Source organism: Saccharothrix sp. CB00851, assembly GCF_001905065.1.
Classification (GTDB): domain Bacteria; phylum Actinomycetota; class Actinomycetes; order Mycobacteriales; family Pseudonocardiaceae; genus Actinosynnema.
In genome coordinates this window covers 416,066-439,729 of sequence record NZ_LWLC01000023.1, presented here as the reverse complement: position 1 = coordinate 439,729, position 23,664 = coordinate 416,066, and the positions used below count along the sequence as shown (strand labels likewise).

Genomic DNA, 23,664 nt, shown 5'->3' with positions numbered 1-23,664 from the left:
ACCGGAGCGTCGGCCCGGGTCAGAACGCGGGCCAGGGGATCGCCGGCCAGTCGTTGGACGGCTCCGGGTACACCCCCACCGCCAGCAGCTTCTCCACCCGCTCGGTCAACGCCCGCACCTCCGCGCGCGTCAGGTGCTCGTGCAGCCGACCCGCCAGCGGCCCGTCCAGGCACGAACGCAGCCGGCGCAGCGCCTCCACCGCGTCCTCGGGCAACTCCTCGCCCAACCAGCCCCACAGCACCGTGCGCAGCTTGTCGTCGCCGTGCAGGCAGATCCCGTGGTCCACCCCGTACACCGCGCCGTCGACCGCGTGCAGCACGTGACCGCCCTTGCGGTCGGCGTTGTTCACCACCACGTCGAACGCCGCCATCAACCGCACCCGCGGGTGGTCGGCGTGCACGAGCACCGCCGGCTCCCCGTGCCGGTCGTGGGCCCGCAGCACCGAACGCCACCCCGGCCGGACACCGTCCACCGGCACGATGTCCACCAGGCCGTCGTCCTCGTGGGTCTCCACCCACAACTGCACCATGCCCGACCCGAACGGGCCCTCCCGCAGCACCGTCGGCGGCACCAGGTGCACCCCGGCCGCCTCCGACACCAGGAACGTCGCCACCTCACGGCCCGCCAGCGTGCCGTCCGGGAAGTCCCACAACGGCCGCTCGCCCCGCACCGGCTTGTACACGCACTGCGCGGTCACGCCGTCCAGGCTGATACCGCAGAACAACGTCGCGTTCGACGCGTCCACCAACCGGCCCTCGACCTCGATGCGGCCACGCCGCAGCAGGTCGAGCACCCCGTCGTCAGCCGGACCCACCGCCGCGCTCAGCCCTCGTCCGAACGACGGTAGCCGTTCTGCCGCGGGCACACGTGCCCCTCCGGGTCCAACGGCTCCGCGCACAGCGGGCACGGCTTGCGACCCGCCCGCACCACCCGGTCGGCGCGCTCGGCGAACGCCCGCGCCTCCACCGGGCTCAGGAACACCCGCACCGCGTCCGGACCCTCCTCGGTGTCGTCGAGCACCACCGCCTCGTCGACCTCCTCCTCGGTGATCGCGAGCAGTTCGATGACCACCGCGCGGGACTCGGCGTCCCAGCCCAGCCCCATCGTGCCGACCTTGAACTCCTCCTCGACCGGCACCGCCAGCGGTTCGGTGTCCCGGAGGTCCTCGGGGACCGCGTCGGGTACCTCCGCGCCGAACCGCCGGTGCACCTCCTCCAGCAGCGAGCCGATGCGCTCGGCGAGTACGGCGACCTGTTGCTTCTCCAGCGCCACGCTGACCAGCCGGGCCTCCTCGGAGGCCTGCAGGTAGAACGTGCGCTCGCCAGGCTGCCCGACGGTGCCGGCGACGAACCGGTCGGGCTGGCGGAATACGTGGATGACGCGTGCCATGACAACGACGACCCTAGGCCACGCGAGCAAGATCGGCAGCCCTGCCCCTCGCTTTTCGGCGGCGGCGAACATCGTTCCCGGTCGATCGGCGCCGGCCGGTCCGCCACGCGCCCCGCTAAGGTCGCCCCCGTGGTGAAGATCGCACCGTACGGAACGTGGACATCGCCCATCGCCGCGGCCGACGCCGCCGCGGCCGGTGGGGGCCTGCACTGGGTCGACCTGCACAACGGTCGTCCCTGGTGGGCCGAGGGACGACCCGCCGAGGGCGGCCGGGTCGCGCTGGTGCGCGACGGGCAGGACCTGCTGCCGCCGCCGTGGAACGCGCGCAACCGCGTCCACGAGTACGGCGGCCGGCCGTGGGTCGTGCTGGACACCCCGGAGGGGACGCGCGTGGCGTTCACCAACTGGGACGACCAGCGCGTCTACGTGTTCGACCCGGACGACCCGCGGCCCGTGCCGATCAGCCCCGAGCCCGCCCGGCACCACGGCTACCGCTACGCCGACCTCACCGCCGGCCCCGGCCACGCCGAGGTGTGGTGCGTGCGCGAGACCGTGACCGGCGACGCGCGCACCGACGTGCGCCGCGACCTGGTCGCGCTGCCCCTGGACGGCTCCCCGGTGCGGGTGCTGGCCGCCAGCCACCACTTCATGACCGGGCCCCGGCTCTCGCCCGACGGCCGCCACTACGCCTGGATCGGCTGGCACCACCCGCGCATGCCGTGGGACGGCACCGAGCTGTGCGTCGCCGAGGTCGGCTCGGACGGGCACCGGGTCCTGGCCGGCGGCGAGTCCGAGGCCGTGTGCCAGGTCGAGTGGGAAGGCGACAGCCTGCTCGCCCTCACCGACCCCGACGGCTGGTGGAACCTGTTCCGCATCGGCCTGGACGGCTCATCCAAGAACCTCGCCCCGTGCGCCGAGGAGCTCGGCGGGCCGATGTGGCGGCTGGGCAACCGCTGGTTCGCCACCATCAGCCCCGGCCGTTACGCCGTGCTGCGCTCCGGCGCGCTCGCCGTGCTCGACGAGCGCAGCGGCACCGTCACCGACGTCGACGTGGACCTGCCCGCCTGGCACGCGCACCTGGCCGTGCACGACGGCGTGCTCGTCAGCGGCGCCGCCGGACCGCTCGCCGAGTCCGCCGTGGTGTCGCTGGACCTGTCCACCGGCGTCCTCACCGAGCACACCTCCGGCGAGTCGACGCTGCCGGTCGACTACCTGCCCGTGCCCGAGGAACGGGTGTTCAGCGGACCCGACGGCGACATCCCCGCCTACGTCTACCCGCCGCGCAACCCCGACTTCGCCGGGCCCGACGACGAGAAACCGCCCTACGTCGTGCACGTCCACGGCGGGCCCACCGGGCGTTCGGCGCCCGTGCTGGACGCGGAGCTCGCGTACCTGACCAGCCGCGGCATCGGCGTGGTCGCGGTCAACTACGGCGGCTCCACCGGCTACGGGCGGGCCTTCCGGGAACGGCTGCGCGAGCAGTGGGGCGTGGTCGACGTGCAGGACTGCGCCGGCGTCGCCCAGGCCCTGGCCGACGCCGGTGTCGCGGACGGCGAGCGGCTCGCCATCCGCGGCGGCAGCGCCGGCGGCTGGACCTCGGCGGCGTCGCTGACCTCGGTGAAGACCTACCGGTGCGGCATGGTCGCGTTCCCCATCCTCGACCTGGCCGGCTGGACCGGGCAGGGCGGCGAGACCCACGACTTCGAGTCCCGCTACGTCGAGGGCCTGGTCGGGCCGTGGCCCGCGGCGGCCGACCGGTACACCGAGCGGTCACCGTCGAACCGGGTCGACCGGCTGGCCGGGCCCGTGCTGCTGCTGCAGGGCCTGGAGGACGAGATCTGCCCGCCCGAGCAGGCCGACCGGTTCGCCTCCGCGCTCGACGGCACCGGCATCCCGCACGCCTACCTCACGTTCGAGGGTGAGCAGCACGGGTTCCGCAAGGCCGAGACCATCGTCGCCGCGCTCGAGGCCGAGCTGTCGTTCTACGGGCAGGTGTTCGGCTTCACGCCCGAAGGAATCCCGGTGCTGGAGCTGCGCCGGTGACAGCCGACCGAGCCGACCGACCGGACGCCGCACCCGCGCGCGACGAACCGGTGGCGGCACCGACCGGCGGTGCCGCCACCGCGCCCGAGCTGCCGCGGTCGCCCGTGCTGTTGCGGCCGGGCGACCGGGTGGTCGTGGTCAGCCCCGCCGGGCCGTGCCCGGCCGAACTGCTCGACGCCGGGGTCGCCTGGCTGCGCAAGTGGGGCTTGGACGTCCGGGTGGACCCCCACGCGCTGGACACCCACCCCACGCTGGACTACCTGGCCGGTCACGACGCCGACCGCGCCCGTTCGGTCGAACAGGCCTGGCTCGACCCGTCCGTGGCCGGGGTGCTGTGCGCCCGGGGCGGGTACGGCAGCCTGCGCATGGTCGACCTGGTCGACTGGACCGCCGTCGCCGCGCACCACAAGGTCTTCGTCGGCTCCAGCGACACCACCGTGCTGCACGAGCGGTTCTGGCAGCACCGCGTGCCCACCTGGTTCGGGCCGATGATCGGCACCAGGGCGTTCGTGGAGGACGCCGACGCCCGCGAACGACTCCGCCACGCCCTGTTCACCGGCGTGACCGCCTACCGCGGGGTCGGCCTGGTACCCGGCCTCGCCCGCGGTGTCGCCGTCGGCGGCAACCTCAGCCTCCTCGACGCCCCGCCGCCACCGGGCGCGATCGTGCTGCTCGAGGACGTCAACGAAGAGCCCTACCGCCTCGACCGGATGCTCACCGGCCTGCGGCGGTCCGGCTGGTTCGACCAGGTCGCCGGGCTCGTCCTCGGCTCGTGGACGGGCTGCGGCGACGCCTCCACCGTGCTCGCCGACCGCCTGGGCGGACTCGGCGTGCCGATCGTCGCCGACGCCCGGTTCGGGCACTGCGACGGCCAACTCACCGTGCCGCTCGGCGTGCCGGTCGAGATCGACGGCCGCACCGGCGAGGTCACCGTGATGGCGTGAAGACCCAACCCGCCCACGGCTCGCCCGACGCTCGGCATGATCGACGTCACGAGAAGGTGGACCCCGCCCGAGCCGATCGCCTGATCCCCCCGTGGCGCCAAGCGGACCACCCTCCGGCCGACCACCAACCACCCGCCGGTTTACCGGTCCGCGGCGACGGCCGCCGGACACCACAACCCCGAACGCCCGCAACCGGTGCCCCACAGCCGACGCGAGGCCGACCCCGCCACGTCGACCCACCACCGCCATCGACATCAGGCACTATCGGGCGCCGGCGTTGTGGACATGGCCATGCCCACGACGCGCGGTCACCGCCAACGCCCACCCGATGGTGCCTGCCCCACGGCGGCGCGATAGCGGTCGCCCCACCGAAAGGTCGGCGCGCTCACTCACCCGGACGTCCGGCGCGTCCCCGAGGTTCCTAGGCGTGCCCCAGGGAGTTGCCTGACGTCTGAGACGAGCCCTTTGCCCGATCGGGTGCACCTCGATCCTGGCATCGGACGACTGCCGACTGTCGATGTCGTGCCCGGCGGCCCGGTGGCCGCGGTTGGTGGTCAGTGGTTGTCGCGGAGCATCTGGCTGTCCCGCAGTGTCTGAGTGTCCCGTCGCACCTCCTCCGCCCGGTCGCCGATGGCCTGGATCTCGGAAGCCAGCTTCGGGTGGGTGGCCCGCACCTTGGCCAGCGCCGCCATCAACGGCTCCAGCAGTGCGACGGCGTCGTCCTCCGCCAGCGCCTCGCGCACGACGACATCCACCTGACCGACCTGACCGGCGAGGCTGCGCAGCGACGCGGCGTTGTCGCGTGCCCACTGCGACACCGCCCGGTCGGCCGCTCGCCTGTCCCGTTCGGCACGGACGCGACCCTCGGCCGTCGCGCCCAGTTCCGACGGGCGCAGCCTCAGGTACCGACGCTCCGCGGCCTGCCTGCTGGCCACCCCCAGCGCGGGTGCCAGCTCGGCCCAGCTCGTGCCCAGCTCACGAGCCGCGGCGATCAGCTGCGGTTCCCACCCGGCCAGCTCGTCGCGCAATTGCCGCAGGAGGACCAGTGCGGACAGCACCTGCCCCGCACTGAGGTCTTCCCCCGTGGCAGCCGCCCGGACGGTCTCGTAGTCTCCGATCACCATGGCGTCAACTTACCGACGACATGGGATGTTGTCAACCGTATGACGACGTGGTACAACTGAACCCGGCAGCAACACCAGCGCATTGACCAGACAAACCAGGAGGTGTTCCCGATGTTGATGCGCACGGACCCGTTCCGGGAGCTTGACCGGCTGGCACAGCAGTTCTTCACCGGACCGGGCACCTGGTCGCGGCCCACGCCCATGCCGATGGACGCCTACCGCACCGGGGACGAGTTCGTGGTGGAGTTCGACCTGCCCGGCGTCACCCCGGACGCGATCGACCTCGACGTGGAACGCAACGTCCTCACCGTGAAGGTCGAGCGTCGCCCCAACCGCACCGACGACGTCGAGATGCAACTGTCCGAGCGGCCGCTCGGGGTCTTCTCGCGCCAGCTGTTCCTCGGCGACTCGCTGGACGTCGACCGCATCAAGGCCGACTACCACTCCGGCGTGCTGACCCTGCGCATCCCGATCGCGGAGAAGGCGAAGCCGCGCAAGATCACCATCGGCCAGACCGACGGCGCACCGAAGGAGATCAACGCCTGACATTCCCACGCCGTCGCCTACCGGACGTGCACCGGGTCTACGGCAGGTAGGCCCGGTGCACGTCAACACCGTCCACGACATCCCGACCGGCAGGGCGAGCACCCGGCAACTCGCGCCCGAGTCGGCCCGACCACGGCACCGGCCGATCTACGAAGTCCGCGAACCGGGGCACCACCCGTCGCGGACCTCCGCTGGACGGCACGGCGATGGACAAGAGCGGAAATCGGTGGATCGCGCCCACCGGTTTCCGACAGGATCGCCGACCATGCGACCGGCGCCGGGGGAAGTGCTGCACTTCTCCGAAGACCCGACGATCACCAGGTTCGAGCCTCACGTCGCCTCCACCGCCCGGCAACCCGCGGCCTACGTCTGGGCGGTCGATCACGCCCGGTCGCCCGACTACTGGTTCCCGCGCCGGTGTCCGCGGGCGATGGCGTGGGTGCAGCCCACCACCAGCGCCGAGGACCGGGCGTGGCTGGGCGTCGAACGGGTGCACGCGATCGAGTTCGGCTGGCTGCGCCGGATGCAGACCGCACATCTGTACGCCTACCGGTTCGACGCCCGCCCGTTCCACCCGTTCGGCGACCCGCCCCACGCGCACGTCGCCACCGAACCGGTCGCGCCGCTCGGCGCGCCCGAAGCGGTCGGCGACCTGCTCGCGTTGCACGAGGACGCCGGCATCGAGGTGCGGCTGATGGTCAACCTGTGGCCGTTCTGGCGCAGGGTGGTCGCCAGCACGCTCGGGTTCAGCGGAATCCGCCTGCGCAACGCCCTGCCTGAACCGACCTGACCAACCCGCCGGTCGAACGTCGACCCGGGCCGGCGCGCCCCTCGACGTTTGGCGACGACGGCTGGGTGTCGCCGTCAGATCGCACAGGGCCGCACCACAACTCACGGGCCTCTGCCGGACTGCACCCCACATCGTCGGTGCCCGCTCCCTCGTGTTCGCCGTGAACTTGCCGGGGAACACGCGCCCACTCCGCGGGTTGCCGACATACCGACCGGTCGGTACCCTCGCGGCGTGGACGAACGGCGCATCGACGCGGTGGTGCTGGACTGGGGTGGCGTGCTCACGGTCTCCGTGCCCGCCTTCATCGAGGACTGGCTGACTTCGGAGAACATCGACCGGGACCGCTACGGCCTGACCATGCGGAACTGGATGGGACGCGAAGCGGCACCCGACAACCCGGTCGCCCGACTGGAGACCGGCGAACTCACCCCCGACGAGTTCGAGGCGCTCCTGGCCGCCGAACTCGTCACCCTCGACGGACGCGAGGTGGCGTCGAAAGGCCTGCTGCGCCGCATGTTCGGCAGCGCCCACCCCGACCCGAAAATGGTCGAACTGGTCCGCGAACTGCGCGCCGACGGCCTGCGGACCGTGCTGCTGTCCAACAGCTGGGGCGAGGGCTACCCCGAAGAGCTGCTGCTGGAGCTGTTCGACACCATCGTGATCAGCGGCCGGATCGGGTTGCGCAAGCCGGACCCGCGCATCTTCCAGCACACTCTCGACCAGATCGGCCTGCCCGCGCACCGCTGCGTGTTCTTCGACGACGCACCGGTCAACGTCGAAGCGGCGCAGGCGGTCGGCCTGCACGCCCACCGGCACACCGACGCGGACACGACCCGTGCGGTGATCGCCCAGCTCAGGGGAGTCGCCGCATGACCGAGCTACCCGGCCTGGACCTCGACCGGCTCGCCGCCCACCTCGGCACCGGCCCGTTGACCGGCGAACTGATCCCCGGCGGCCGGTCCAACCTGACCTACCGCGTCACCGACGGCAGCCACCGCTGGGTACTGCGCCGACCGCCGCTGGGCCACGTGCTGGCCACCGCGCACGACATGTCCCGCGAACACCGGGTGATCAAGGCCCTCGCCGACACCGCGGTGCCCGTGCCGAGGGTCGAGCTGCTGTGCGAGGACACCGACGTCATCGGCGCGCCGTTCTACCTGATGGAAGAAGTGCCCGGCGTCGCGCTGCGGCACCGCGACCAGTGCCCGTGGCTGACCCCCGACAAGGCCCGCGCACTGTCCGAACGGCTGGTCGACGTGCTCGCCGACCTGCACGCGGTCGACCCGAAGGACGTCGGCCTGGCCGACTTCGGCCGACCGGACGGTTTCCTCAAACGCCAGGTCGCCCGCTGGGGCAAGCAGCTCGACGCCTCCCGCAGCCGTGAGCTGCCCGGCATCGACGAGCTGCGCGACCGGCTCGCCGACAGCGTCCCCGACTCCGCCCGCGCCACGATCGTGCACGGCGACTACCGGCTGGACAACGTCCTGGTCACCGAGGACCCGCTGGACATCAGCGCGGTGCTGGACTGGGAGATGGCCACGCTGGGCGACCCGCTCGCCGACGTCGGCCTGCTGTGCGTGTACTGGAACGGCATCGGCGCGCGCGAGGACGACCCGATCACCGGCACCGTGCCCACGCTGCCCGGGTTCGCCGGCACCGACGAGCTGGTGCGCCGCTACGCCGAGCGCAGCGGCGCCGACACCGGCGGCCTGGCCTGGTACACGGCGTTCGCCTACTTCAAGCTCGCCGTGATCCTCGAAGGCATCCACTTCCGCTTCACCCACGGCCAGACCGTGGGAGCGGGGTTCGACCAGATCGGCCAACTCACCCTGCCGCTGGTCCGGCAGGGACTCGCCGCGAGCTCAGGGGAGCACTGATGGACTTCGCCTACGACACCAAGACCGAGGAACTGCGCGCCAGGCTACTGCGGTTCATGGACGAGTTCGTCTACCCCGCCGAACCGGTCGCCGAACGGCAGTTGGCCGAGGCCGAGGACCCGTGGGCGCGGTCGCCGGTGTTGGAGGAGTTGAAGGCCGAGGCACGTCGGCAAGGGCTGTGGAACCTGTTCCTGCCCGACCCCGAGCACGGCGGCGGCCTGACGAACCTGCAGTACGCGCCGCTGGCCGAGATCACCGGCCGCAGCCCGCACCTGGCGCCCGAGGCGCTCAACTGCGCCGCGCCGGACACCGGGAACATGGAGGTGCTGGCGATGTTCGGCACCGAACAGCAGAAGAAGCAGTGGCTGCGGCCGCTGCTGGACGGCGAGATCCGGTCCGCGTTCTGCATGACCGAGCCGGACGTCGCGTCCTCCGACGCCACCAACATCGCCACGAGCATCGTGCGCGACGGCGACGAGTACGTCATCAACGGCCGCAAGTGGTGGTCGTCGGGTGCGATGAACCCCAACTGCGCGATCTTCATCGTGATGGGCAAGACCGACCCCGACGCCGAACGCCACCGCCAGCAGGCGATGATCCTGGTGCCGCGCGACACGCCGGGCGTGCGGATCAGGCGCGGCATGCACGTGTTCGGCTACACCGACGCCTCCCACGGCGGGCACGCCGAGATCGTCTTCGACAACGTGCGCGTGCCCGCGGACAACCTGATCGCCGGCGAGGGCGAGGGCTTCGCGATCGCCCAGGCCCGCCTCGGCCCCGGCCGCATCCACCACTGCATGCGGCTGATCGGCATCGCCGAACGCGCGCTGGAACTCATGTGCCGCCGGGCGATCTCGCGCGTCGCGTTCGGCCGGCCGATCGCGCGCCAGGGTGTGGTGCAGGAGTGGATCGCCGAGTCGCGGGTGCGGATCGAGCAGGCCAGGCTGCTGGTGCTCAAGACGGCGTGGCTGATGGACACCGTCGGCAACAAGGGCGCCCACACCGAGATCCAGGCGATCAAGATCGGCACGCCGCTGATGGCGGAATGGGTGCTGGACAAGGCGATCCAGGCGCACGGCGCGGGCGGCGTGAGCCAGGACTTCCCGCTGGCCGAGCTGTGGGCGTCCGCGCGGACCCTGCGCCTGGCCGACGGCCCCGACGAGGTGCACCGGATGTCGTTGGCGAAGCGGGAGCTCAAGCGGTATCTGTGACGGGGTGAGCGACTACGACGTGTTCCTCGCCGACTGCCCGGCCCGCACGACGCTCGAGGTCGTCGGGCACACCTGGTCGGTCGTGGTCGTTGTGGCCCTGGGCAACGGGCCGCTGCGGTACGGGGAGCTGCTGGACCGGATCGGCGGCATCAGCAACAAGATGCTCACCCAGACCCTGGCCCGGCTGCGCGGCAACGGGCTGCTGACGAGCGCCGACGGGTGGCACGAGCTGACCGCGCTCGGCCGGTCGCTGCTCGCGCCCGTCCGCGCGCTCGCCGCGTGGGCGGAGGAGCACACCGGCGAGCTGCTCGACGCCCGGCAGGACGCGCAGCCGGTGGGCTCGCACGGCGGCGCCGTGCGAGCCCACCGCGACGACACCGCACCGAGCTATAACCCGCGCACGCAATAGCCCGCCGGGTTGCACGCCCGCACGGCCATAGCCGGGGGCAGGCCGTAGCGCTCAGCACGCGACTGCCCCGGGCAGGCCGCAATCCGCACAAGGCATACCGTGCGAGCCGTTCCCGTGCGAGGCGTGGGTGGGGTCGTGGGAGTGCGGCGCGTGAGGCCACGATCCATCCAGGGCGTGAGGCCCACGATCCAGGGCGTCCGGTCGCGCCGCAGCGCTGGAAGGCGGGCGGCGGGGGTGCAGGCCGAGGGCGGCGGTGCGCTGTGGCCGCCCGGTGGTGGTGTTCCGAGAGGGGGAGGCTGGTTCGGGGCATGGGGCGGGTCGAGGCGGGCCTTGTTGTTTCTTCCGACGTTTCAGGTGGATGATAACGCCGTGTTTTTTGATGGTGGCGTAATGATCACTCGATCGTGAACGCGGTAGTCGGGGAAGGTGCAGGTCAGGGGGTTGCGGTAGGAACCGATCGGTTCCTGTGAGCGCGCGACTATCGGGGGCATGACCCGTATCTCCGTTGTCACCGGCGCGAACCAGGGCCTCGGATTCGCCCTCGCCGAAGGACTGGTGCGCCGTGCCGCGCCGACCGACGTGGTCTACCTCACCGGCCGGGACGCCGGGCGGGTGGCGGACGCGGCGGACAGGATCGGCCACGGTCGCGTCAGGACGTACGTGCTGGACGTCCGGGACGGGCAGGCGGTCGACGCGTTCGCCGATGACCTGCGGGAACGTCACGGTGGGGTGGACATCGTGCTGTCCAACGCCGCGGCGCGGCTCGCGCCGGACGTGCCGTGGAGCGAGCAGATCGGTCCGTTCGTGGACACCAAGAACCTGGGCACCACGCGCGTGCTGCGCGCGTTCACCCCGCTGCTGCGCCCCGGCGGCGCGTTGCTGGTCGTCGCCAGCTCCTTCGGCACCCTGCGCCAACTGCCGCCGCACCTGCACCGGCACTTCGCCGCACGGTCACTGGACGACGTCGACGCCACGATGCTCACCTGGCGGGACTCCGTCCTCGCCGGCACGGCGGCCGACCAGAGCCGGCCGCACTGGATCAACGTCCCGTCGAAGGTCGGCCAGGTCGCCGCCGTGCGCACGATCGCCGCGCAACGCCGCGCCGCCGACATCGCCACCGGCACGCTGATCGCCGCGGTCTGCCCCGGCCTGGTCGACACCGACGCCTCCCGACCGTGGTTCGCCGACATGAGCGACGCGGCGAGCCCGGCGCAGGCGGCGGGACCGGTGCTCGACCTGGCGCTCGGCACCCGCCACCCGGAGCACTACGGCGAGTTGGTCCAGTTCGGCCGGGTGCTGCGCTGGTCGTGAGGCACGGCGGCGAGCAGGGTGCGGGTGTAGTCGTGCCGCGGTGACAGCAGGACCTGCTCCACCGTGCCCTGCTCGACCAGCTCGCCCCGGTACATCACCGCGACCCGGTCGGCGATGGTCCAGGCCAGGCCGAGGTCGTGGGTGATGACCAGGGCGGCCAGGCCCAGCTCGCGGCGCAGTCGCAGCAGCAGCGCCAGGATCTCCCCGCGCACGGAGGCGTCCAGGGACGCCACCGGCTCGTCGGCCACCAGCAGCCGCGGCCCCAGGGCCAGGGCGCCCGCGATCACGACGCGTTGGCGCTGACCGCCGGACAGCTCGTGCGGCAGCGACGGGAAGAACAGCTCCGGCGGGCGCAGTTCGGCCTGCGACAACGCCTCGGCGACCCGCGCGGACTCGTCGCCGTCCACCCGGTGGATGCGCAGGCCTTCCGCGACCGCCTCGTACACCGAGTGCCGCGGGTTGAGCGCGCTCGTCGGGTCCTGCAACACCAACTGCACCTGCCGCCGGTACGCGCGCAGACCCGACGCCGACCGGGGGAGTTCCCGCCCCTCGAACAGCACCCGTCCCGCGGTCGGCTTCTGCAGGCCCAGCAGGGTGCGCGCCAGCGTCGTCTTCCCCGAGCCGGACTGGCCTACCAGCGCGACGATCTCCCCGGCCCGCACCTCCAGGTCCACCCCGGCGACGGCCCGAGTCGCGCCGAAGGACACGTGCACGTCCGAAGCGCGCAGCAGCACCGGCCCATCGGCCCCCTCCGACGGCGTGACCTGCCGTGACGCCGGATCACCCACGGTCGGGAACGCCGCCGCCAACGCCTGCGTGTGCGGATGCGCCGGCGACGTGATCACCTCCCGCGCCGGTCCTTCCTCCACCACCTGCCCGTGCCGCATCACGGCCAGCCGGTCGCACGTCGACGCCAGCACCGACAGGTCGTGGCTGATCATCACCAACCCGATGCCCCGCTCGGACACCAGCCGCTTGAGCACGTCGAGCACCTGCGCCTGCACCACCACGTCCAGCGCCGTGGTCGGCTCGTCGGCGATGACCAGGCGCGGCTCGCACGCCAGCGCCATCGCGATCATCACCCGCTGCTTCTGCCCGCCGGACAGCTCGTGCGGGTAGGCCCGCGCCGCCCGGGAGGGCAGCTCGACCTGGTCCAGCAGCGCCGACACCGACCCGGTCACGCCGTGCAGCCGCATCGGCTCGGCGATCTGCTCACCCACCCGGTGCACCGGGTTCAACGCGTGCATCGCGCCCTGGAACACCACCGACGCCGCCGCCCACCGCACGGCCCGCAGCCGGCCCCACGACATGCCCCGCACGTCCTCGCCGTCGAGCAGCACCTGTCCTTCGACGCGGGCGTCGCGCGGCAGCAGCCGCAGCACCGACATGGCCACGGTCGACTTGCCGCACCCGGACTCCCCCGCCAGCCCCAGCGTCTGCCCGGCGTCCAGTCCGAGCGACACCGACCGCACGGCCGTCACCTCGCCGCGCGCGGTCCGGTAGTGCACGCTCAGGTCGCGCAACTCCAGCAGGCCGTTCACCGCTCCCCCTTCAGCCGCGGGTTGAGCACCGTCTCCAGGGCACGCCCGCACAGCGTGAACGCCAGCACCACGCACACCACGCCCAGACCGGGCGGCACCAGGAACCACCACGCCCGCTGCGACACCGCGCCGTGCATGTTCGCCGCGTGCAGCAGCGACCCCCACGACACCCGGGTCGGGTCGCCCAACCCCAGGAACGACAGGGTCGACTCGGCCACGATCGCGCTGGCCACGGTCAACGTCGTGTTCACGAACACCAGCGGCAGCACCGCGGGCAGCACGTGCCGCCCGATCACGTGCCCGTGCCCGCCGCCCAGCGCCCGCGCCCGCTCGATGAACGGCCGCGCCTCCACGGCCAGCGTCTGCGCCCGCACCAGCCGCGCCGTCGCGGGCCACGACGTCACCCCGATCGCCAGCACGATCGTGCCCAACCCGCGCGGCAGCACCGTCGACAACGCGATCGCCAGCACCAGCGACGGCAGCACGAGGAAGAAGTCGGTGAACCGCATCAGCACCGCCGACACCCACCCGCCGAAGTGCGCCGCCGCGATCCCGACCACCGTACCGATCAGCACCGACAACACCGTGGCCGCGAGCCCCACCACCAGCGAGATCCGGGTGCCCCACCACGTCAGCAGCAGCACCGAACGCCCGTTGTGGTCCGTCCCCAGCCAGTGCGACGCCGACGGCGGCTCCCACGGTCGCGCGGTCACCCGCGTCACGTCCAGCCCGGACGCGTCGGTCACCAGCGGCGCCAGCACCGCCAGCACGGTGATCACGGCCAGCCCGATCAAGCCGACCAGACCGCCGCGCTGGGAGGCGAACTCCCGCCACGTCGCCCGTGCCGCGGCCCGCCGCCGCTGCCACGCGATCGCCGTCACGACGCACGCACCCGCGGGTCGAGCACCCGGTACAGCAGGTCCGCGACCACGTTCATGGTGATCACCGCTCCCGCCAGCACCACGAACGTGCCCTGCAGCAGCGGCAGGTCCGGTCCGGTCAGCGCCTCGTAGGTCAACAGCCCCAACCCGGGCCAGGAGAACACCGTCTCCACCGTGATCGCGCCCGACACCACCAGCCCCAGGTGCAGGAACACCAGAGTCACGGTCGGCAGCAGCGCGTTGGGCACCGCGTGCCGCCGCCGCACCAGGTCGTCGCGCAGCCCCTTCGCCCGCGCCGTGGTCAGGTAGTCGGCGTGCATCTCCTCCAGCAACGACGACCGCATCACCAGCAGGTACTGCGCGTAGACCACCGCGATCATGGTCAGGCACGGCAGCACCATGTGGTGGGCCACGTCCACCGCCTGCGACAGGAAGTCCGGCGGCGTGTCCGGGTAGCGCATGCCGCCGCTGGGGAACAGGTCGCCGGTGGCCAGCGACAGCAGCATGCCCAGCCAGAACGTCGGCATCGCCCACTGCGCGAGCGCGAGCCCGGTGGAGATCCGGTCCGATCGCGACCCGCGCCGCCACGCGCCCCGGATGCCCAGCCACAGCCCGATCACCACGGCCAGCACGGTCGACGTGCCGGTCAGCAGCACGGTCGGCCACAGCCGTTCGCCGATCAGCTCCAGCACCGGCCTGCTGTAGACGTAGGACGTGCCGAAGTCGCCGCGCACGGCCGCCGCCAGGTAGTCCACGAACTGCTCGGTCAACGGCTTGTCCACGCCCAGCCGCGCGCGCAGCTCGGCGAGCTGGTCTCCGGTGACCGGGCGGCCCCGCGTCATCGCCACCACGGGGTCGCCCGGGATCACCCGGAACAGCAGGAAACCCAGCGCCACCACGAACAGCAGGCTGACCAGCGCGCCGCCGACCTTGCCCGCCAGGTGCCGGATCACTCGCGGTCCTCCGCGCGCAGCCCGCGCCGCCGCCCCATCAGCCACACGCCGCCGACCAGCACGACCAGCGCGCCGCCGACCACGCCGAGCACCAGGCCGGTGTTCGAGCCGGTGTCGGAGCCCGCCGACGCGACCGGTGTCGCGCCGTAGTACCCCCACACACCGTTCTGCGCCATGATCACGCCGCCCGGGTCGGGCTGCACGGGGAACGAGGCGAACTTGTCGCTGCGGTAGGCCTCCAGCGCGTTGTCGTAGCCCAGCACCACGGCGGGCACCTGGTCGTAGAACCGCTGCTGCATCCTCAGCACCAGCTCGCGCCGCTTGGCCGGGTCGAACTCGGCGCGCTGCTGCGCGTACAGCGCGTCGTACTCCGGGTCGCAGAAGAACGTGTCGGTGGTGCCGCCCTTGCCGTCGGCGTTGGGCCGCTGCCCGCACGTGTGCAGCGACAGGATGAAATCGGGGTCGGGGTTGGTGCCCCAGCCGGAGAACACCAGGTCGAACGTCCCGGCGGTGCTGGACTCGTTGAGCTGGTTGTCCGACACGATCTGCACGTCCACCACGATGCCCAGGTCGGCCAGCGACCGCTTGACGAACTCGCCGGTCTGCTCGTCGTAGGCACGGCTGGCGTGCCCGAGCAGCCGCAGCTCCATCCGCCTGCCCTCGGGCGAGACGCGGATGCCGTCCGCGCCGTGCGCGTACCCCGCCCGGTCCAGGTCGGCGTTCGCCGCGGCCGGGTCGTACGGGTGCGCCGGTTCGGGCTTGAGGTGGTAGTCGGCGAACACCGGCGGGATCGGGCCGGTGCCGCGCTGCGCGTAGCCGCCGTTGACCCGCTCGATGATCGCGTCGAGGTCCAGCGACTTGGCGATCGCGCGGCGCACCACGACGTCCTTCAACGCCGGGTGCCCGTCACCGATGGGCTCGCCGGTGTTCGTCGCCGCACCGGAGTTGATCACCAGCTCGTTGAACCGGCGCCCCTGCGCCTGGTTGCGGGTGATGCCTTCCTTGTCCTTGAGCGAGTCGAACTGCGCCGGACCCATCCGGTTGACCAGGTCGACCTCGCCCTTGGCCAGCGCCTGCACCGCGGCGTCGGAGGTCTTGTAGTAGGTGAACGTCAGCTCGTCGTACTGGGGCGCGCCGCGCCAGTAGTCCTTGTTGGCCTTGAACCGGATGAACTCGTTGGCCCGGTACTCGGTCAGGATGAACGGCCCGCTGCCCACGACGGGGGTCTGGTCGTTGCGGTACTCGCCGATGTCGGTGACCTTCGACCACACGTGCTCGGGCACGATCGGCACGTCCAGCGCCAGCATGGTGGCCTGCGGCTGCTTGGTCCTGATCACCAGGGTGCGGTCGTCGGTCGCGGTGACGGACTCGAAGGCGGCGGTGAAGCTGCCGTTGGCCGTGGCGGCGACCTCGTCGCGCATCATCAGGTCGTAGGTGAACGCCGCGTCGCGCGCGGTGATCGGCTGCCCGTCGGACCACTTCTTGCCCTCGGGCACGTGGAAGGTCCACGTCAGCCGGTCCTCCGACGACTCCCACCGGTCCGCCAGACCCTCCACCGGGTGCTGGTCCTTGACGTCGTAGGCGGTCAGGTAGTCGTACATCAACCTGCCGACCTCGGTGCCCGCCTGGAAGATCGACAGGAACGGGTTGAGCGAATCCACCTGCTGGGTGATCGCCACCCGCAGGGTCACCGCCTGTTGCGCTCGCGCCGGTGTGGGCGCGAGCAACACCACCAATGCCATCGCCGCCGTGACCGCGCCGAATCGCCGGATACCCACAGTGACCGCCTCCCGCCCGTGAGTGGAAGTCAAGAAGTAACCACTCCGTCGTGTCATGCGTCAAGAACCGACATGGCCTCGGTACGGTGACGGTATGCGGATCTTGATCTCGGCGGACATGGAAGGGGCGACGGGCGTCACCTGGACCGCCGACGTCGTCCCGCAGACCGAGCAGTGGCAGCGGTTCCGCCGGCTGTTCACCGGCGACGTCAACGCCTGCGTCGCGGGCCTGCGCGCCGGCGGCGCGACCGACGTGCTCGTCAACGAGGCCCACTCCTCGCAGCGCAACCTCCTGCTGGAGGACCTGCACACCGACGCCAGGCTGCTCACCGGACGGCACAAGCCGCTGTCGATGATGCAGGGCGTCGACTCCGGCGTGGACGGTGTGGTGTTCCTCGGCTACCACGCGGGCGCGGGCCAGGAGGGCGTGCTCGCGCACACCTACCTGGAGAACTCGATCACCGGCGTGTGGCTCGACGGCGTGCCCGCGAGCGAGGGCAGGCTCAACGCCGCGCTCGCCGCCGAGCACGGCGTCCCCGTGCTGCTCGTGACCGGCGACGACAAAGCGTGCGACGACGCCCGCGACTACGCGCCCGACGCCCGACTCGTCGCCGTCAAGGAGTGCGTCAGCCGCTACGCCGCCGTCTGCTCGCCCCCGCGGGTGACCTCCGAGCTGATCACCGCGGCCGCCCGCGCGGCCGTCACCCGCGCCGGGCGGCTACCGGGCGCGGTCGCGCCGCACCGGGTAGAAGTGGAGTTCGACGCCACCCACCTGGCCGCCGCCGCGGCGGTGGTCCCCACCGTGGAACAGGTCGGGGCGCGCCGGGTCGGGTTCGACGCCGCGTCCATGACCCTGGCGATGCGGGCGTTCAAGGTCGTCACCGCGATCGCCGCGGGAGCGGTGGAGGGCATCTATGGCTGAGGACGTCGTCGACCTGTGCGCCGCGCTGCTGCGGATCGACACCACCAACCACGGCCGCGGCGAGTCCGCGGGCGAACGGGAGGCCGCCGAGTTCGTCGCCGCCCACCTCGACGCCGTCGGCGTGGCCGCGACCGTGCTCGAACCCGCGCCGCGGCGCGGCAACGTGCTGGCCCGCGTGCCCGGCACCGAACCGGACCTGCCCGCGCTGCTCGTGCAGGCCCACCTGGACGTGGTGCCCGCCGACGCCGCCGAGTGGAGCGTGCCGCCGTTCGCCGGGATCCAGCGCGACGGCTACCTGTGGGGCCGCGGCGCGGTCGACATGAAGGACATGATCGCCATGGTGCTGGCCGTGCTGAGCGGCTGGTCCCGGGAAGGGCGACGGCCGCGCCGCGACATCGTGCTCGCGTTCGTCGCCGACGAGGAGGACCACGGCCAGTTCGGCGCGCACTGGCTGGTCGACCACCACGCCGACTTCTTCGCCGGCTGCACCACCGCGATCGGCGAGTCCGGCGGCTACTCCCACCCCGTCGGCGACCGGCGCGTGTACCCGATCGGCACGGCCGAACGCGGCACCTCCCACCTGCGGCTCACCGCCACCGGGCGCGCCGGGCACGGCTCGCGGCGCAACGACGACAACGCCGTGTCCAAGCTCCTCGCCGCGCTGACCCGCGTCGCCGCCATCGAGCACCCCGTGCGGCTCACGCCCACCGTGCGGGCGTTCATCGAACGGGTCGGCGCCGCGCTCGACGTGCCGGTCGACCTGTCCGACGTCGACGCCACCATCGCCCGCTTCGGCCCCGCCGCGAAGCTCGTCGAGAACACCGTCCGCAGCAGCATCACGGCCACCGTGCTGCGCGCCGGGTACAAGGTGAACGTGATCCCCGGCAGCGCCACCGCCGAACTGGACGTGCGCACCCTGCCCGGCTCGGCCGACGAGCTGCTGGCCTCGATCGACGTCGCCCTCGGCGCGGACGTGCGGCGCGAGTTCATCACCGACGAACAGCCCGTGCAGGCGCCGATCGACTCGCCGTGGTTCGACGCGATGGCCGCGGCGCTGCGCGCGGAGGACCCCGAGGCCGTGGTCGTGCCCTACTGCATGGGCGGCGGCACGGATGCCAAGGCGTTCAGCCGGCTGGGCATCGACTGCTACGGCTTCGCCCCGCTGTCCCTGCCACCCGGCTACGACTACCGCGCCATGCCGCACGGCGTGGACGAACGCGTGCCCGTCGAAGGGCTCCGCTTCGGCACCCGCGTCCTCGACCGGTTCCTCTCCTCGTAGCCCTCGTTCACCCGATCGGGGGTATCGGGCCGCGTATCCCCACCCTCCGTACCAGGCTCCTAGCTCGTGGAGTGATGGTGAAGGAGGCCGGTTCATTGGCGCGGATCACCAGGGCAGCAGTGGCGGTGGCGGTCGTCGTCGGCGTCACCTCGTGCGAGAGCGGGGTGTTCGACCGACCGGGCGGCGACACCCCGACCGACCCGACGACCACCACCCGACCCACCGGAACCGACACGGGCACGACGACCACCAAGGGCGAGACCCGGTACGGCTGGTTCCTCCCGGAGGGGCCGGATTCGCCGAGCTTCCCCGAGGACGACGTGTACCGGCCGCTGAAGTCGCGGGACTGCACGACGGCCCAGGCCACCCTCGACGCCGAGTGGAGCGCGATGACGAGCCCGCGCAACGTTCTGCTCTACCAGGCCGCCGTCCACCTGTGCCGGGGCGAGGAGTCCGCGGGCCGCGCGATGTTCGGCCGCGCCTCCCGGTACGGCTGGGCGATGAACCACGGCGGCGACGGCAGCGGCGAGGTCGACTGCGCCACCTACCAGGCCGTGCGCAGCGTCCTGGAGCAGCGGGACCCCCGCTCGTTCACCTGCGTCGAGGGACGGCCGCCGGAGTGGCCGGACGACGTCGACCGTGACGACCCGCGCACCGACACCGACCGGACCACCACCACGACGACCACGACCACCAGCACGACCACCACCCGCACGACGACCACCACTACGACCACGACGACGTCATGACGGCGCCGGCCGACCGGGACGCGCCCGGCAAGGGCTCCGACCAGCCCGACGCGGTGCAGCGGGTCGGCGAGGCCCTGGCCAACGTCACCGTGCTCACCGGCCTGCTGGTGTACTTCGGCTGGCGGCGCAGCGACGTGCAGGCCCGCGAGCTCGGCGTCGACAGCTCCGTGCTGGGCATGACCACCACCGACTACGTGCTGCGCAGCGTCGGACCGGTGTTCCTGCTGCTGGCCGTCGTCCTGGGCATCGCCCTGGTCTGCCGGTGGCTGGAACCCCGCGTCCGGGCGGCGAGCGGGAAGCCGGGCAAGGCGGCCCGGGCGCTGTCGGTGGCACTGTCGCTGGCCTGGCTGCTGCTACCCGCGCTCACCGTCGCGCTCGGCGTGCTGTTCCCGATCACCAGCTTCTACGCGTTCCCGCTCGCGGTCGGCGGCGGGATCCTGCTGTCGCTGTACGCGAGCCTGCTGCGCCGCCCGGACCGGCACCCGACCTGGACCAGGGTGCTCGTCTTCGCCGTCGTGTCGCTCTCGCTGTTCTGGTCGGCGGGCAACTACGCCGAGGTCCGGGGCGTCGAACTGGCCCGCGGGTTCGCCGCCGACGTGCACGGCCAGACCGCCGTCGTCGTCTACGCCCGCGAACGCCTGCACATCACCGCGCCCGGCGCCTGCGAGGAAGCCCTGGCCGCCGAGGGCTCCCGCTACCGGTTCCGCTACCGGGGCCTGCGCCTGTTCGGCAAGGTCGGGCCCAAGTACTTCCTGATCTCCGACGGGTGGACCCGCGACCGCGGCACGGTCGTCGTGCTCGCCGACAACGACGAGATCCGCGTCGAACTGGTCCACGGCGCCCACCCGCCCGCCTGTCCCTGAACGCCACCGCTCCACGGCGTGCGGTGCCGGTCTCCATCGTGACGTCGACCGGCACCGCACGCCGTGGCGGTCACGGGAAGTCGGTGCGCGCCTTGCGGACGAGCCGGTTGAGGTCGGTGCCGCCCGAGCACCAGTTCTCGGTGCCGGACAGGAAGACCTCACCCGTGGCGGAGATGACGGCGACGACCTGCGTCTGGTCGCCCCACGTGCCGAACATCGGCGAGCCCGACTGCCGCTTCATGGCGTCGGCGGTGGTGGTCATGGCCCGCCCGGAGCCGAGGTCGAACTCGTCCTCGTCCAGCGCCACCCGCTGCTGGAACGTGGGGATCAGGCCCTGACCGGCGCCCTGCGGCACGTCGGTCGCGTAGCCCATCGTGCTCCACAGGTGATCGTCGTCCCAGCCGCTGTCGTACTCCCTCGTGCCCAGGAAACCGAACGCGTCACCGATGCGCTGCTCGGTCACCAGCACCGCGTAGTCCTCGTCCGCGAAGTGCCGCACGTCGTGACCCCGGTCGCGCAACCCGCCCACGACCTCGCGGAAGTACGCGGGCTCCACCACCGTCATCGGCACCACGATCACCCCGTCGTGCCCGCTCGCCGCCCGGTCCAGCACCTCGACCACGCCCTGCCGCCACGACGCCAGGTCCTGGAAGTCGCCGCGCAACGCGCGCGGCGTCATCCGGTGCAGCGCGAACCCGACGTGCTCCGGATCGCTGACGAAACTGCCCGGCAGCCGCCGCAGCAGTTCGTGCGCGGTCTGCGTCTTGCCGCCGCCGAACGGCCCGTTGATCCACAGGAGCACCCCGTCGACCTTACGGACGCCGCGCCAGCCGGACGAGCTTGAGCGCCAGGTGCAGCTCCAGCCGGGCACCGCCGTCGGCCAGGTCACGGCCGGTCAGCTCCGCGATCCGACCCAGCCGGTAGTACAGGCTGGTGCGGTGCAGGTGCAGGCGCTCCGCCGCGGCACGCACCTCGCAGCCGCAGTCCAGGTACACCTCCAACGTCCGCAACAACACCTCCGACAACCCGGCCAGCACCTCGTCCGGCGCCGCGCCGAGCAACAGCCGGTAGGCGCCCAGTTCGGACCACCGCACCCGGTCCGGCAACACCGGGTCCAGCCGCGCCAGCTCCGCCGCCGCCAACGCCTGCTGGTAGGCCGCACCCGTCCGGTCCGGCGGGTGCGGATCGCTCACCCCGACGTACCCCGGCAGGTCCGGCACGGCGTCGGCCGCGGGCACCGTGCGCACCACCCGCGGCTCCAACGCCACCACCACCCGCACCGGCGTCCGCTCACCCGCAGGCACCTGCGCCGCCAACACCGCCAACCGCTCATCCAGGTCCAACCCGGGCACGTCGCCGAGCACCCACAGGTAGCCGACCAGCACCCCGTTGTGCCGCAACGGGAAACCCACTCGCTGCTGGAGCCCCAGCGCCGCGTTCTCCGGCACCCGCACCGGCCCCGTCGCGGTCGCGATGCCGAGCTGCTCCTGCCACGCCGCCACGTCCGCAGGGACCCTCCGGGTCAGGATCGCCCGCACCCGCGCCTGGTCCACGTCGTCGGTCTGGGCGCTGTGCGCGACCACCCGGCCCGCCACGTCGTCCACCGACACCCCGCGCCCCAACACCCGCGACAGCTCGTCCAGCAGCTCCTGCATTCCGACAACTGTAGGAACAACTCCAGTCCGCGGACGGTCGCCCCACCCGACGCCCACGCCCTAGCGTTCTCGATCGTGACGAACAGCAGGATCGCACCCTGGGCCTCACCACAGGCGCGACGCAGGCTCGCCGAGGTCGAAGCCGCCGTCTCCGCCGACCTGACCGCCGCCGGTGTCGCGAACACCGTCCGCAAGGCGCTCGACGCGCACACCACCCAGGTCGACGACGACGGGATCGTGCTCTACGCCGGCACCAACGTGCTCAGCCCCGCCGCCGCGGCCGCCGTGCGGACCACCGTGTCCAGCCGGCCCAGCATGGGCTGGCCCGGCGAGAAGTACCAGGTCGGCCTCGACCACCTGGACACCCTCGAAGTGCTCGCGCCGATGCTCGTCGCCGACCTGATGGAAGGCGGTTTCGCCGAGGTCCGGCTGCAGAGCGCCACCCTGGCCAACCTCGCCGTCTACACCGCGTTCGCCCGCGCCGGCGACAAGATCGCCGTGCTGCCCGAGTTCGCCGGCGGCCACGCCAGCCACCACGCCCAGGGCGTGCCCGCGATCCGCGGCCTGACCGTGGTCGACCTGCCGTACCTGCCCGACGAGCTCGACCTCGACTACGGCAGGCTGCCCGGGTTCCTGCGGGTGCACCGGCCCCGGATCGTGGTGATCGGCGCGAGCCTCATGCTGTTCCCGCACGACGTCGCCGCGGTGCGCGCGGCGGCGGACGAGGTCGGCGCGATCCTCGTCTACGACGCCTCCCACATGGCCGGGCTCGTCGCCGGCAAGCAGTTCCAGCGGCCCCTGCACGAGGGCGCGCACCTGATGACGTTCTCCACCTACAAGTCGTTCGGCGGCCCCTCCGGCGGCTGCGTGGTCACCCGCGACGCCGACCTGGCCGAACGCGTCTCGAACGTCGCCTATCCCGGCATGCTCGCCAACTACGACGCCGGACGCCTCGGCGCGCTCGCCGTCACCGCCGCCGAACTCGCCGAGCGCGGCCCCGACTACGCGCGGGCGTGCATCGCCAACGCCCAGGCACTGGGCCGCGCGCTGGCCGACCACGGCTTCGACGTCGCCCGCCACGACGGCGTCTTCACCCGGTCCCACCACCTCGCCGTGGACGCCCTCACCCTCGGCGGCGGCGACGCGGCGGCCGCGCTGCTCGGCGAGGCCGGTGTCTACCTCAGCGGCATCAGCCTGCCGTGGCAGCGCATCGACGAAGGCCTGCGCGGCCTGCGCATCGGCACCCAGGAGATCACCCGTCGCGGCTTCACCCCCGCGCACCAGCCCGCCATCGCCGCCCTGATGCGCCGCGCCCTGATCGACCGCGAACCACCCGAACAGGTCCGCGCGGACGCCGTCGCGCTGCGCCGGGAGGTCAACGCCGACACTCCGTGACGAC

General features: G+C 72.5%; 23 protein-coding genes. 14 read left to right on the top strand and 9 right to left on the bottom strand.

Translation table 11 applies throughout. The features are described from left to right. Positions 1–19: 19 nt before the first annotated feature. Together A6A25_RS23375 and A6A25_RS23370 are read right to left on the bottom strand one after the other, a co-directional pair. Positions 20–814 carry an SCO1664 family protein gene (locus A6A25_RS23375; protein ID WP_073893193.1) on the bottom strand — a complete coding sequence of 265 codons (795 nt, stop codon included), beginning with the start codon at positions 812–814 and terminating at the stop codon, positions 20–22. 8 nt (positions 815–822) lie between these two features. After that, a complete protein-coding gene (locus tag A6A25_RS23370) occupies positions 823–1,389 on the bottom strand; it encodes a DUF3090 domain-containing protein (protein WP_073893192.1) in 567 nt (188 codons plus the stop codon). Positions 1,390–1,518: 129 nt separating this feature from the next. Here A6A25_RS23370 and A6A25_RS23365 point away from each other — a divergent pair, with 129 nt between their 5' ends. Then, positions 1,519–3,432 carry a prolyl oligopeptidase family serine peptidase gene (locus tag A6A25_RS23365; protein ID WP_073893190.1) on the top strand — a complete coding sequence of 638 codons (1,914 nt, stop codon included), beginning with the start codon at positions 1,519–1,521 and terminating at the stop codon, positions 3,430–3,432. Beyond that, positions 3,429–4,376, top strand: a complete 948-nt coding sequence (locus A6A25_RS23360; RefSeq protein ID WP_338013229.1) for a S66 peptidase family protein — start codon at positions 3,429–3,431, stop codon at positions 4,374–4,376. Before A6A25_RS23365 ends, A6A25_RS23360 begins: the two co-directional genes overlap by 4 nt. A 554-nt stretch (positions 4,377–4,930) precedes the next feature. Here the strand turns inward: A6A25_RS23360 and A6A25_RS43290 are convergent. Next, a complete protein-coding gene (locus tag A6A25_RS43290) occupies positions 4,931–5,500 on the bottom strand; it encodes a hypothetical protein (RefSeq protein ID WP_073893189.1) in 570 nt (189 codons plus the stop codon). Positions 5,501–5,611: 111 nt separating this feature from the next. Between A6A25_RS43290 and A6A25_RS23350 the strand changes: the two genes are divergently transcribed. The 7 genes from A6A25_RS23350 (at position 5,612) to A6A25_RS23320 (ending at position 11,644) form a co-directional block, all read left to right on the top strand. Beyond that, complete coding sequence (locus A6A25_RS23350; protein WP_073893187.1) at positions 5,612–6,046, top strand: Hsp20/alpha crystallin family protein; 435 nt, start codon at positions 5,612–5,614, stop codon at positions 6,044–6,046. A 265-nt stretch (positions 6,047–6,311) separates the two neighbouring features. Beyond that, complete coding sequence (locus tag A6A25_RS23345; protein WP_073893185.1) at positions 6,312–6,836, top strand: DUF6886 family protein; 525 nt, start codon at positions 6,312–6,314, stop codon at positions 6,834–6,836. A 231-nt stretch (positions 6,837–7,067) separates the two neighbouring features. Then, the gene (locus A6A25_RS23340; RefSeq protein WP_073893184.1) at positions 7,068–7,709 is read left to right on the top strand and encodes an HAD family hydrolase; all 642 of its coding nucleotides are present in this window, start codon (positions 7,068–7,070) and stop codon (positions 7,707–7,709) included. Further along, positions 7,706–8,713 carry a phosphotransferase family protein gene (locus A6A25_RS23335; protein ID WP_073893182.1) on the top strand — a complete coding sequence of 336 codons (1,008 nt, stop codon included), beginning with the start codon at positions 7,706–7,708 and terminating at the stop codon, positions 8,711–8,713. The genes A6A25_RS23340 and A6A25_RS23335 overlap by 4 nt, the downstream gene beginning before the upstream one ends. Next, complete coding sequence (locus tag A6A25_RS23330) at positions 8,713–9,924, top strand: acyl-CoA dehydrogenase family protein (RefSeq protein WP_073893180.1); 1,212 nt, start codon at positions 8,713–8,715, stop codon at positions 9,922–9,924. The genes A6A25_RS23335 and A6A25_RS23330 overlap by 1 nt, the downstream gene beginning before the upstream one ends. Positions 9,925–9,928: 4 nt before the next feature. Continuing rightward, a complete protein-coding gene (locus tag A6A25_RS23325; RefSeq protein WP_073893179.1) occupies positions 9,929–10,333 on the top strand; it encodes a winged helix-turn-helix transcriptional regulator in 405 nt (134 codons plus the stop codon). A 489-nt stretch (positions 10,334–10,822) separates the two neighbouring features. Continuing rightward, on the top strand, positions 10,823–11,644 hold the full coding sequence (locus tag A6A25_RS23320) for an SDR family NAD(P)-dependent oxidoreductase (protein WP_073893178.1): 822 nt from the start codon (positions 10,823–10,825) through the stop codon (positions 11,642–11,644). Here the strand turns inward: A6A25_RS23320 and nikE are convergent. From nikE to A6A25_RS23300, 4 genes are read right to left on the bottom strand one after another with little or no spacing between them, the layout of a single operon-like run. Further along, a complete protein-coding gene (gene nikE, locus A6A25_RS23315) occupies positions 11,599–13,185 on the bottom strand; it encodes a nickel ABC transporter ATP-binding protein NikE (RefSeq protein WP_073893177.1) in 1,587 nt (528 codons plus the stop codon). The genes A6A25_RS23320 and nikE overlap by 46 nt on opposite strands. Further along, the gene (locus A6A25_RS23310; protein WP_073893176.1) at positions 13,182–14,066 is read right to left on the bottom strand and encodes an ABC transporter permease; all 885 of its coding nucleotides are present in this window, start codon (positions 14,064–14,066) and stop codon (positions 13,182–13,184) included. The genes nikE and A6A25_RS23310 overlap by 4 nt, the downstream gene beginning before the upstream one ends. Beyond that, positions 14,063–15,019 carry an ABC transporter permease gene (locus tag A6A25_RS23305; protein WP_338013228.1) on the bottom strand — a complete coding sequence of 319 codons (957 nt, stop codon included), beginning with the start codon at positions 15,017–15,019 and terminating at the stop codon, positions 14,063–14,065. The genes A6A25_RS23310 and A6A25_RS23305 overlap by 4 nt, the downstream gene beginning before the upstream one ends. After that, positions 15,016–16,761 (bottom strand): ABC transporter substrate-binding protein, encoded by a 1,746-nt coding sequence (locus A6A25_RS23300; protein ID WP_380734212.1) that lies wholly within the window; start codon positions 16,759–16,761, stop codon positions 15,016–15,018. The genes A6A25_RS23305 and A6A25_RS23300 overlap by 4 nt, the downstream gene beginning before the upstream one ends. Positions 16,762–16,891: 130 nt before the next feature. On the opposite strand from A6A25_RS23300, the gene A6A25_RS23295 reads away from it, so the two are divergent. The 4 genes from A6A25_RS23295 (at position 16,892) to A6A25_RS23280 (ending at position 20,610) form a co-directional block, all read left to right on the top strand. Further along, positions 16,892–17,719: a M55 family metallopeptidase gene (locus tag A6A25_RS23295; RefSeq protein ID WP_073893175.1), complete on the top strand. Its 828-nt coding sequence runs from the start codon at positions 16,892–16,894 to the stop codon at positions 17,717–17,719. Continuing rightward, positions 17,712–18,998, top strand: coding sequence for a M20/M25/M40 family metallo-hydrolase (locus tag A6A25_RS23290; protein ID WP_073893174.1), 1,287 nt, complete (start codon positions 17,712–17,714; stop codon positions 18,996–18,998). The genes A6A25_RS23295 and A6A25_RS23290 overlap by 8 nt, the downstream gene beginning before the upstream one ends. A gap of 77 nt (positions 18,999–19,075) precedes the next feature. Then, the gene (locus tag A6A25_RS23285; protein ID WP_143193342.1) at positions 19,076–19,747 is read left to right on the top strand and encodes a hypothetical protein; all 672 of its coding nucleotides are present in this window, start codon (positions 19,076–19,078) and stop codon (positions 19,745–19,747) included. Further along, positions 19,744–20,610, top strand: coding sequence for a hypothetical protein (locus A6A25_RS23280; RefSeq protein ID WP_073893172.1), 867 nt, complete (start codon positions 19,744–19,746; stop codon positions 20,608–20,610). Before A6A25_RS23285 ends, A6A25_RS23280 begins: the two co-directional genes overlap by 4 nt. 70 nt (positions 20,611–20,680) lie before the next feature. Here the strand turns inward: A6A25_RS23280 and A6A25_RS45685 are convergent, their stop codons facing one another. Together A6A25_RS45685 and A6A25_RS23270 are read right to left on the bottom strand one after the other, a co-directional pair. Further along, positions 20,681–21,412, bottom strand: coding sequence for a trypsin-like serine peptidase (locus tag A6A25_RS45685; RefSeq protein WP_241828864.1), 732 nt, complete (start codon positions 21,410–21,412; stop codon positions 20,681–20,683). Between the two features lie 10 nt (positions 21,413–21,422). Continuing rightward, positions 21,423–22,265 carry a PucR family transcriptional regulator gene (locus A6A25_RS23270; protein WP_073893171.1) on the bottom strand — a complete coding sequence of 281 codons (843 nt, stop codon included), beginning with the start codon at positions 22,263–22,265 and terminating at the stop codon, positions 21,423–21,425. Positions 22,266–22,340: 75 nt separating this feature from the next. On the opposite strand from A6A25_RS23270, the gene A6A25_RS23265 reads away from it, so the two are divergent. Beyond that, entirely contained in the window at positions 22,341–23,660 is a 1,320-nt protein-coding gene (locus tag A6A25_RS23265; protein WP_073893170.1) for a DegT/DnrJ/EryC1/StrS family aminotransferase, read from the top strand. Positions 23,661–23,664 lie beyond the last annotated feature (4 nt).